The following is a 9,829-nucleotide window of genomic DNA, read 5'->3' as shown; positions in this document are numbered from 1 at the left end:
CGGCCTCAGCAACACGCTGGGCGTCACGCTCGGTGCGGAGGACTTCGGCGTCCGGGGCTTCCGGCTGGCCGTGCTCGGCCTGATCCTCTACACCTCGGCCTTCGTGTGCGAGGCGATCCGTTCCGGGATCAACACGGTGCCGGTCGGGCAGGCCGAGGCCGCCCGGGCCATCGGCCTCAGCTTCAACCAGGTGCTGGGCCTGGTCGTGCTTCCGCAGGCGTTCCGGGCAGCCATCGGCCCGCTGACCAACGTGCTGATCGCGTTGACGAAGAACACGACGGTGGCCGCCGCGATCGGCGTGGCGGAGGCCGCCTTCCTGATGAAGGAAATGATCGAGAACGAGGCACAGCTGCTGCTCATCTCGGCAGTCATCGCCTTCGGGTTCGTGTGCCTGACCCTGCCGACCGGGCTGATCCTCGGCTGGGTGGGCAAGAAGATGGCGGTGAAGCGATGAGTTCCGTTCTGTACGACGCCCAGGGGCCCCGCGCCAAGCGGCGGAACGTCCTGTACACGGCCGTCTTCCTGGTGGTCGTCGCGGCCGTCGTGTGGTGGGTGTACAAGGCCCTGGACGACAAGGGCCAGCTGGCCTGGGCCCTGTGGAAGCCCTTCTTCAGCGGCACCGAGGCGTACTCGACGTACATCTGGCCCGGACTGCAGAACACCCTGGAGGCGGCGGCGCTGGCGATGGTCATCGCGCTTCCGCTGGGTGCCGCCCTCGGCATAGCCCGGCTCTCGGACCACGTGTGGGTGCGCGTCCCGGCCGCGGTCGTGGTCGAGTTCTTCCGCGCGATCCCGGTCCTGGTCCTGATGATCTTCGGCAACGCGCTGTACAGCCAGTACACCGACGTCAGTTCGGACGACCGTCCGTTCTACGCGGTCGTCACCGGTCTGGTGCTGTACAACGCGTCGGTGCTCGCCGAGATCGTCCGTGCGGGCATCCTCGCCCTGCCGCGGGGTCAGTCCGAGGCGGCCATGGCCATCGGTCTGCGCAAGGGGCAGGTGATGCGGCTCGTCCTGCTGCCGCAGGCGGTCACCACGATGCTCCCGGCGATCGTCAGCCAGCTGGTGGTCATCGTGAAGGACACCGCGCTCGGCGGCGCCGTCCTCACCTTCCCCGAACTGCTCGCCTCGGCGAACACGATGAGCGGCTACTACGGCAACATCATCGCGTCCCTGACCGTCGTGGCCGTGATCTTCGTGATCATCAACTTCTCCCTGACCTCCTTCGCCGGCTGGCTGGAGGGCCGGCTGCGGCGGGGGAAGAAGTCGACGGGCGCGGTGCTGGGTGCACAGGACGTGGCGGGCATCGGGGGTACGGCCGCCACCGGAGCGGGAGGCGCCCCCGGCGGCCTGGACCTCAGCGGGCCCTTCGTCGGCGGCAAGCACGACGCCTGACCGGCATCCACGAGGCGCCTGACAGGCATTCGCGCGCGCCTGACTGGCATCCACACGCACCTGACGGGGCATCCGCACGGCGCCTGACGGGGCATTCAAGTGACATGAGGCACCCAGGGGCAGTGGCATGATCGCCACTGCCCCTGGTCACTTGACGCAAACTCTGCCAATGGGTTGCATACGTTGTGTGATCGTGCACCCCGCTTCACCTTCCCGTTCACTCGTCTCCGTCAAGGCCTCGCCGCGAGCAGGGGGCGCCACACCGTGGACCCGGTGATCATCGTCGGAGCGGGGCCCGTCGGGCTCACGCTCGCCCTGGCGCTGGCGCGCCAGGAGGTGCCGTCCGTCGTCCTGGACGAAGGACCCGGCAAGGACGAACCCCGCCCGGCGCGCACCGTCGTCCTGCGCGAGGACACGGCCGCCCTGCTGGAGCGGCTGACCGGCGCGGCACTCGGTGAGCACGGGGTGCGCTGGGCCGGATGGCGGTCCCTGCGGCGGCGGCACGTGGTGAGCGACATCGCCTTCGACGCGGCCGAGCCCGCCCCGCTGCACATCGCACAGCACGTCCTCACGGGCTTCCTGCGCGGTGCCATCGCCGGAGAGCCCCTCGTGAGGACGGTGGTGGACAGCCGCCTCGACGCGATCGAGCAGGAGCGTTACGGCATCAGCGCGCGCACCCGTGGCCCCCAGGGCACCTGGTGGCGCGGGAGCTACCTGGTCGGCTGCGACGGCCCCCGCTCGACCGTGCGCAAGCTCCAGGACATCCGCTTCCCGGGCCGTACGGCGGTGGAACGGCACGCGGTCGCGGCGCTGCGCGTGGAACTTCCCTGGGAAGGCCGGGCGTTGCTCCACCGGATGCCGCCGTGGCGGTCGTCCGGGCCCTCGGCCGGGGAGGTGACCGCCCGCCCCCTCCCGGACGGCGCGTGGCGCCTGGACTGGCTGCTGCCGCCGGGCAACGACCTGGTCACGCCCGAGGTCCTGCTGACCCGGATCCGGGAGACCCTCGAGGGCTGGTCGGACGGCCCCGCACCGGCTTACGAGCTGCTCGACACCGGTGTCCACACGGTGCACCACCGCCTCGCCCGCCGGTGGCGCGCCGGCCGGGTCTTCCTCGCCGGGGACGCGGCCCATCTGCTCGGCGCGCTGGGCACCCAAGGTCTTGACGAGGGGCTCCGGGACGCCGAGAACCTCGCCTGGAAGCTGGCGGCGGCCTGGCACCACGGCCCGCACGAGGCCCTGCTGGACAGCTACCAGACCGAGCGGCGCGCGGTGGTCGCCGCCCGGCTGCGCGCCGCCGACCAGGTGCTGCCGGTGCTGCGCGGCGGGGGCGCACTGCGCCACATCGTCCCGGGCGCGGCCCGGAGCCAGGACACCCTGCTCACCGACGGTCACCTGGGACGCGGCCCGCTGGGCGCGCCCGGCACGCACGCCGGCTCACCGCTCGCGCCCCGGCGGCCGGAAGCGGAGATCCCGGTCGGCACCCCGCCCGGCGCTCAGGTGACCGACGTCCGGGTCACGGCGGAGGACGGTTCCTTCGTCCGGCTGCGCGACCGTCTCGACCGCGGGGCACTGCTCGTCGTGCTGATCGCGCCCGGTACGGGGGTCTGGGACCGCAAGCACTGGATGTCCGCCGGGGTGATGCCCCGGCTCGCCGCGGCCGTGACCGCGCTGCCGCACCCCGCCGAGCTGCTGGTCGCCGAGAGTTACCCGGGTGCGCCGGCGCACAGCGTGCTGCTCGTACGCCCCGACGGCCACCTGGTCACCGCCCTGAGCGGGGTACGCCCGGCCGACCTGTACGCGGCGGCCGAGGCCACGCTGGGCGAGGCGGCGCACGGGGAGCAGCGGCGCGAGGAGGACAAGGACGAGGCGGCAGGGGACGACCGGACAGCGACGGCCCGAGCCGGCTCCGGCGCACGCTGACGGCCGGCGCACGCTGGCCCTCCGGCGCGTGCCGGGAGAGGCGGCTCCGGCGCATGCCGGCCGTGCACGCCCCGGGCTGCGCGCGCCGGCCGTACCGCCTGGCACGCGGCTCAGGCGCGCGCCCCCCAAAGGCGGCTCACGGCGCCCCGCAAGCCGTGCACCGCACCCCCGCCCGAGCGCTCCCGCACCTTCGCCCGAGCGTTCCCGCGCCCCCGTCCACAAGGTGACACTCGGTTGACCCGACTGCGGCAGCATGCTGTACTCCGGATCGTGACCGACACCTGTGTGCACCTGTGGCGGAGGGTCCATATGGACCTCGTCCGCTACGCGGGCTGCGTGTGTCGCCCGTCCTGCTGAATTCGCACCCTTTCCCTTTCCGGGCGCCGTCGTGCGCCCGTTTCCGCGAACGCATCTCAGGACGGTGCACGTGTCTGTCCCTTCACCTTCCCTGCCCGCGTCCGCGTCCGCGTCCCCGGCCGCCGGCTCGGCGCCCACCCAGGCGGACCTCCTCGACTTCGTCCGGCGTACGGCGGCCGATGCCGAACTGATCGCCTCCCTGCCGCTCGACCCGGAGGGCCGCACCTGGGTGCGGCTGAAGGGTCCCGGGGGCAGCGAGGCCTGGCTGATCGGCTGGCCGCCCGGCACCGGTACCGGCTGGCACGACCACGCCGACTCCGTCGGCGCCTTCCTCACCGCCTCCGGTGATCTCACGGAGCACTCGCTCGCCGCCCGGCTGCCCAGCGACGGCTGGAAGACCCTGGAACTCACCGAGGGCGTGGACCGGGTACGACGACTGTCCGCCGGACAGGGCCGCGCCTTCGGCCGCCACCACGTGCACGAGGTGCTCAACGAGTCCCGCGACCGACACGCGATCTCGGTGCACGCCTACTACCCGCCGCTGCCGCAGATCCGCCGTTACAGTCGCACGGGCCAGGTGCTGCGCCTGGAGCAGGTCGAACGCCCGGAGGACTGGCAGTGAGCGGCACGAGCGAGCGGTCGGCGGTGGCCGAGGCATCCCGCGGGTCCGGTGCGCCGGCGAACGTGCCGGACGGCCCGCCGCCCGGCATCGACGAGTTGCTGGAACGAGTACGCGCGGGCTACCAGCGCATCGAGGCACGCCAGGCGCACGAGGAAGCGCGGGCGGGCGAGGCGTTGCTGGTCGACATCCGGTACGCCGCCCTGCGCGAGCGGGACGGGCTGATCCCCGGCGCCGTGGTGGTCGAGCGCAACGAACTGGAGTGGCGCCTCGACCCCCGGGGCAGTCACCGCCTCCCCGAGGCCACCGGGCACGACCTGCGGGTCGTGGTGATCTGCAACGAGGGCTACGCCTCCAGTCTCGCCGCCGCCTCCCTCCACCAGCTGGGCCTGCACCGGGCCACGGACCTGGTGGGCGGCTTCCAGGCATGGCGTGCCCAGGGGCTGCCGGTGGAGCCGGTGACGGCCTGATCCGTCGGCTACGAGAAGCGGTGAACCCCCGGGCCCTGCCCGGGGGTTCACGGCGTCGCCGGCCCCGCGGGGGACGGCGCCGGTGTCACTCCTGCGTCGTGGCGACCGTCACCGCCCGTACCCGGAGTGCCGCGCGCCCGGGCAGGGCGCTGGCCACGAGCGCCAGGAGGCCGGCGACCGCGACCACGCCCACGTAGAACAGCGGGGTGACCGCCGGTGCGGCCCGGCCCGTCATGCCGACGCTGAACGCGGTGAGCACGGCGAGCGCGATACCGGTACCGACCGACGTGGCGAGGGACAGGACGCACAGCGCCTCGGTGCGCAGCATCCGCAGCACCTGGCGGCGGGTCACACCGGCCAGCCGGAGCAGTGCGAACTCCCGGACACGCTCGGCGACCGACATGGCCAGCGTGTTGACGGCCGCGATGGCCGTGAAGGCCAGGACGAGTCCCATGGCGAGGTAGTTGACCTCGGCGTTCTGCTGCTGCCGGTCGGCTTGGAGAGAGTCGGCACCGGCCGGCGAAAGAATCCGCAGCCCCGGGAACTCACGGAGGGTAGTCGCGAGTTCTGTCTGTGTACGGGACGTGCTGACGAGGGCGGAGGAGGCGAGCGGATTGTCGACGTGCCGGGCCACGAGGTCGTGGGCGAAGGTGAGGTCGCCGAAGCCGAGACCGCGGGCGTAGACGGCGGCGACGGTGAGCGTGGCGGGCGTGCCGTCGCCGAGCGTGAGTTTCAGGGTGCTGCCCGGCCTGAGGTGCTGCTGGTCGGCGGCCACTTCGCTGACGGCGACGGTGCCGGGGCCGAGCCGGTCGAGGGAGCCCGCGGTGACCTCCGGATCCCAGGTGCGGGTGAGTCCGGCGGGGGTGGCGCCCTGTGCGGGGTACTTGTCGAGGCCGACGCGGACGGTCGTGCGGACCACCTCGGTGACGGTGTCGTGCCGTGCGCGCAGCCGTTCGGCGGCCTCGCCGGGGATGCCGGGTCCCTGGGCGGCGACGACCCAGTCGGCCCTGACACCTTCCCGGGCCTGGGTGCGGGCTGCGTTCCCGAGGGTGTCCTGCACGAACAGGACGGTGCAGGTCATGCCGACGAGCAGGGTGAGGGGGGTGACGACGGAGGCCATCCGGGCGGCGTTGCCGCGCAGGTTGGCGGTGGCGAGCCGGCCGCCGTGGCCGGTGAGCCGGAGCGGGCCGGCGAGCAGCAGCGCGGCGGCCCTGACCAGGAGGGGACCGAGCAGGGCGACGGAGGTGGACAGGACGACGACGGCGAGGAAGGTCACGGGCGTCGAGGCGGGCTCGGTGCGCAGGACGGTGAGCACGGCGACGAGGACGGCTCCCCCGGCGAGCAACAGCAGCCCGGCGGCGATCCGGCCCCAGGCGGGCCGGGTGCGCTCGGCCCTCGCTTCGGTCAGGGCCTCGGCCGGGCGGATCCGGGCGACCCTGCGGGAGGCGATCCGTGCCGCGGCCCAGGCGCCGAGCAAGGTGACGGCGAGAGCGGCCAGCGGCGGGAAGACACCGACGGTGTGTTCGAGCGTGTCGGGTATGGCGCCCAGGGCGACGAACCGGGAGTGCAGCCAGCCGCCCAGCGGCAGCCCGAGCAGAGCGCCGACGGTGCCCGCTGCCGCGCCGACGATCAATGCCTCCCGGCCGAGCAGCCTGCGGATCTGCCCGGAGGTTGCGGCGATGGCCCGGAGCAGGGCGAGTTCGCGGTGGCGCTGCTGGACGGTGAGGGCGAAGGTGCCGACGACCACGAGCACCGCCACCAGCAGCGAGGTGCCGCCCATGGCGCCGCCCATGCTGACCAGCCGGGTACGGGCGGTGGCAGCGTCCAGGAACTCGACGGGCCCGCGGGCGTCACCGCTGCTGACCTGCGCCGTCGTGCCGTGCAGCGCGGCCTCCACCGCCCGGCGCACTCGCTCGGGCTCCGCCCCCTTGGCCGTCAGCACACCGAACGCGGTCACCTCGCCGGGGTGCCCGGCCAGCCGACGGGCCTCGGCGGCGGAGAAGAAGAGGGACGTCTGGTGGCGTACGGCGGTGGCCGGTGTCGCGATACCGGTGATCCGGTAGCGGTGCGGGGCCCGCGTGGACTGCACGGTGAGCCGGTCACCGGGCCGCAGCCGGGCCCGCGCTGCGAGGTCACCGTCGATCACGAGGTCGTCCGCGGCGGCGGGGGCTCGGCCGGCGGTCAGCCGGTACGGGGTGAGGGCGGCGGAGTCCCAGGCGTGGCCGTAGGCGGTACGGCCGCCGGTGCCGGCCGGGGTCAGCGGCTGGGCGAGGAAGGTGAGCTCGGGGACGACCCGGGCCACGCCGGGGGTGCGGGCGATGGTGCCGCGCAGGTTCCCGGCGAGCCAGGCGCGTTCGGCGATGGGTTTCGCCTTGTGCTTGACCTTGGTCTTGCCCTTCTTGTGCTTGACGGTGGTCCGGTGCACGTACTGGTCGGCGGATACCACGACGGGAGCGGCGGCCCAGCGCTCGGTACGGATGGTGCCGCGCAGGCCGGTGTCGAGAAGGGTGCCGCAGGCGGTGATCAGAGCCGCCGCGCACATCAGGGCGAGGAAGGCGCCGAGAAACCCCGCCTTGCGGGCGCGGACTGTCTGCAGGGCGTAACGGAGCATCATGGGGGCGGGGCTCTCTTCTGTTGTACGCGTCGGCTGTGTCGTCGTGCGCTGGGCACGCCTACAGACTCGCCGGTGCGGAGCGGGAGAGCACTGCGGTGGTCCGGTGTCTTCCCCAGGGGGCCAACCCGCCCGTCGGCTACGGGGGTTAGCCCTACCCGGGCGCCGGTCGAGACCGGCCGCCCCGAACAGACCTGCCGGAGGGACACGCGAGCCCTGTCAGAGGGCCGGAGGGACACACGGAAGCACCCCGCCCAAGGACCGGAGGGACACACGGGAGTACCCCGTCAGAGGTGGCCGTCCCCGAGGAACTCCGTGTCCTCGCCCTCCTCCTCCAGGGCCTGGCGGACGACGCGAAGGGCCATGCCCTCGGAGTAGCCCTTGCGGGCGAGCATGCCGGCGAGCCGCCGCAGCCGCTTGTCACGGTCGAGACCGCGGGTGGCGCGCAGCTTGCGGGCGACGAGTTCCCGGGCGGTCGCCTCCTCCTGGTCGGGGTCGAGCTGGGCGACGGCGTCCTCGATCAGCGCCGAGTCGACCCCCTTGGTGCGCAGTTCCCTGGCGAGGGCCCGGCGGGCGAGCCCCCGGCCGTGGTGCCGGGACTCCACCCAGGCGTCCGCGAAGGCGCCGTCGTCGATGAGTCCGACCTCTTCGAACCGGTCCAGCACCTCGTCGGCGACGTCCTCGGGGATCTCCCGCTTGCGCAGGGCGTCCGCGAGCTGTTTGCGGGTGCGCGGGGTCCCGGTGAGCAGGCGCAGGCAGATCGCCCGGGCCCGCTCAGCCGGGTCCCCTGAAGACTCCCCCTGCTCGTCCCTCGCCGAGGAAGGGGTGCCTTCGTCTTCACCGGGCGCGTCCCCGAAGCCGCGCCGCCGCCGGCCACGACCCCGGCCACCGCCCCGCGCGCCGCCGGAGCCACGGCCGCCGGAGCCACGGCCGCCGGGCGAACCGCCCCCGAACGGCTCGCCCGCCGGATGGCCGTCACCTCCGGGCCCGTCGCCCCCGTACCCGTCGTTCCCGTACCCGTCGTTCCCGTACCCGTCGTTCCCGGCTCCGGCGTCGCCGTGTTGCCCGTAGCTCCCGTCCGGGGCGGAGTCCGGGTAGCTCCCGGTGTCCCTTCGCCGTGGGACACCGGGGTCGGCGTACTCGTACTCGGCCCAGTCGGTTCGTCGTGTCACGGGTCAGCTCTTGGCAGCGGCGGCCTTGGGCTTGGTCGCCTTGGCGGCTGCCGGGGCGGGCACCGTCTTGGCGTCGTCGGCCGCCGCGGTGGTGACCGCCGCGTCGGCGCCCGGCTCGGCCGCGGGCTCCACCGGCCGGACTCCCACGCCCAGCTTCTCCTTGATCTTCTTCTCGATCTCGTTGGCCAGGTCGGGGTTGTCCTTGAGGAAGTTGCGCGCGTTCTCCTTGCCCTGGCCGAGCTGGTCGCCCTCGTACGTGTACCAGGCGCCGGCCTTGCGGACGAAGCCGTGCTCCACGCCCATGTCGATCAGGCCGCCCTCGCGGCTGATGCCCTGGCCGTAGAGGATGTCGAACTCGGCCTGCTTGAAGGGCGGAGCCACCTTGTTCTTGACGACCTTGCAGCGGGTGCGGTTGCCGACCGCCTCCGTGCCGTCCTTCAGGGTCTCGATGCGGCGGATGTCGATGCGCACCGACGCGTAGAACTTCAGCGCGCGGCCACCGGTCGTGGTCTCCGGGGAGCCGAACATCACGCCGATCTTCTCGCGGAGCTGGTTGATGAAGATCGCGGTGGTCTTGGACTGGTTGAGCGCGCTGGTGATCTTCCGCAGCGCCTGGCTCATCAGGCGGGCCTGGAGGCCGACGTGGCTGTCGCCCATCTCGCCCTCGATCTCCGCGCGCGGCACGAGCGCGGCGACGGAGTCGATGACGATGAGGTCGAGGGCACCGGAGCGGACCAGCATGTCCACGATCTCCAGGGCCTGCTCGCCGTTGTCGGGCTGGGAGAGGATCAGGTTGTCGATGTCGACACCGAGCTTGCGCGCGTACTCGGGGTCGAGGGCGTGCTCGGCGTCCACGAACGCGACCTGGCCGCCGGCCTTCTGGGCGTTGGCCACGGCGTGCAGGGTCAGCGTGGTCTTACCGGAGGACTCCGGTCCGTAGATCTCCACGACACGGCCGCGCGGCAGGCCACCGACCCCGAGGGCGACATCGAGCGCGGTCGATCCGGTCGGGATGACCTCGATGGGCTCCCTCGACCGCTCGCCCATGCGCATGACCGCGCCCTTGCCGAATTGCCGTTCAATCTGCGCGAGCGCGGCGTCGAGCGCCTTCTCGCGGTCGGTTCCTGCCATGGGTTCCACCCGGTTTGCTTGAGTCGATCGCTTCACGTCAAAGACGCTAACGCCTGCCACTGACAATGCGCCCCGACGCAGGCCCAGCCTGTGGATAACCGAGGTACACATCACCGTGAAACGGGACAAGATCCCCAATCGTCGGCCTCGCCTG

General features: G+C 72.9%; 9 protein-coding genes. 6 read left to right on the top strand and 3 right to left on the bottom strand.

What is annotated here, in order from left to right; translation table 11 throughout:
• From IE312_RS41090 to IE312_RS20900, 6 genes are all read left to right on the top strand, one after another.
• On the top strand, positions 1 to 454 hold a 454-nt coding region (locus tag IE312_RS41090; RefSeq protein WP_229900231.1), incomplete at its 5' end, for an ABC transporter permease subunit.
• Positions 451 to 1,395: an amino acid ABC transporter permease gene (locus IE312_RS20915; RefSeq protein WP_189983885.1), complete on the top strand. Its 945-nt coding sequence runs from the start codon at positions 451 to 453 to the stop codon at positions 1,393 to 1,395. The genes IE312_RS41090 and IE312_RS20915, both read left to right, overlap by 4 nt.
• 264 nt (positions 1,396 to 1,659) lie before the next feature.
• Positions 1,660 to 3,315 (top strand): FAD-dependent monooxygenase, encoded by a 1,656-nt coding sequence (locus tag IE312_RS20910; protein ID WP_189983884.1) that lies wholly within the window; start codon positions 1,660 to 1,662, stop codon positions 3,313 to 3,315.
• A gap of 309 nt (positions 3,316 to 3,624) precedes the next feature.
• Positions 3,625 to 3,672, top strand: a complete 48-nt coding sequence (locus IE312_RS44305) for a hypothetical protein (RefSeq protein ID WP_309506048.1) — start codon at positions 3,625 to 3,627, stop codon at positions 3,670 to 3,672.
• A gap of 70 nt (positions 3,673 to 3,742) precedes the next feature.
• Positions 3,743 to 4,294, top strand: a complete 552-nt coding sequence (locus tag IE312_RS20905; RefSeq protein ID WP_189983883.1) for a cupin domain-containing protein — start codon at positions 3,743 to 3,745, stop codon at positions 4,292 to 4,294.
• Positions 4,295 to 4,317: 23 nt separating this feature from the next.
• Positions 4,318 to 4,761: a rhodanese-like domain-containing protein gene (locus IE312_RS20900; protein ID WP_189984010.1), complete on the top strand. Its 444-nt coding sequence runs from the start codon at positions 4,318 to 4,320 to the stop codon at positions 4,759 to 4,761.
• 85 nt (positions 4,762 to 4,846) lie between these two features.
• Here IE312_RS20900 and IE312_RS20895 read toward each other — a convergent pair whose 3' ends face one another.
• The 3 genes from IE312_RS20895 to recA form a co-directional block, all read right to left on the bottom strand.
• Positions 4,847 to 7,375 (bottom strand): FtsX-like permease family protein, encoded by a 2,529-nt coding sequence (locus IE312_RS20895; protein WP_189983882.1) that lies wholly within the window; start codon positions 7,373 to 7,375, stop codon positions 4,847 to 4,849.
• A 284-nt stretch (positions 7,376 to 7,659) separates the two neighbouring features.
• A complete protein-coding gene (gene recX, locus IE312_RS20890) occupies positions 7,660 to 8,544 on the bottom strand; it encodes a recombination regulator RecX (protein ID WP_189983881.1) in 885 nt (294 codons plus the stop codon).
• Positions 8,545 to 8,547: 3 nt separating this feature from the next.
• A complete protein-coding gene (recA, locus tag IE312_RS20885; RefSeq protein WP_189983880.1) occupies positions 8,548 to 9,675 on the bottom strand; it encodes a recombinase RecA in 1,128 nt (375 codons plus the stop codon).
• Positions 9,676 to 9,829 lie beyond the last annotated feature (154 nt).

Origin of the sequence: Streptomyces capoamus (assembly GCF_014654935.1) — a bacterium.
Taxonomy (GTDB): Bacteria; Actinomycetota; Actinomycetes; order Streptomycetales; family Streptomycetaceae; genus Streptomyces; species Streptomyces capoamus.
This window is presented reverse-complemented; position numbering and strand designations above follow the sequence as displayed.

Coding starts and splice junctions, on each gene's coding strand:
- IE312_RS20915 (WP_189983885.1), top strand. CDS start 451: ATGAGTTCCGTTCTGTACGACGCCCAGGGGCCCCGCGCCAAGCGGCGG.
- IE312_RS20895 (WP_189983882.1), bottom strand. CDS start 7,375: ATGATGCTCCGTTACGCCCTGCAGACAGTCCGCGCCCGCAAGGCGGGG.
- recA (WP_189983880.1), bottom strand. CDS start 9,675: ATGGCAGGAACCGACCGCGAGAAGGCGCTCGACGCCGCGCTCGCGCAG.